Origin of the sequence: Acinetobacter tandoii (genome assembly GCF_008867985.1) — a bacterium.
In the GTDB taxonomy this organism is placed as follows: domain Bacteria; phylum Pseudomonadota; class Gammaproteobacteria; order Pseudomonadales; family Moraxellaceae; genus Acinetobacter; species Acinetobacter tandoii.
Map to the genome: position 1 here is coordinate 1 of NZ_VXLD01000050.1, position 209 is coordinate 209.

Annotated in this window: 1 protein-coding gene; it reads right to left on the minus strand. The window is 53.1% G+C overall.

The window, feature by feature from the left end; translation table 11 throughout:
• Positions 1-198: hypothetical protein (locus tag F4W09_RS17045; RefSeq protein ID WP_215899336.1), on the minus strand; the 198-nt coding region annotated here is incomplete at its 3' end.
• Positions 199-209: the final 11 nt, after the last annotated feature.

The window sequence follows — 209 nt, forward strand, 5'->3', positions numbered from 1 at the left end:
CAGTAAGGTGTTGTCATTGGTGATGAAGTCACTGTTGGAACTACCAGTGTCGTTGGTGATCGAGTCGAAAGTCACGGTTTGACCGTCGTTATCGGTATCGATCTTGGTGTCAATTACCACATTCTGGCTGGTCGTGCTCGCAGTATTGCCCGCGGTATCTGTGACCGTCGCCACCACCGCATAGGTTGCATCGGCCAAGGTGGTACCCG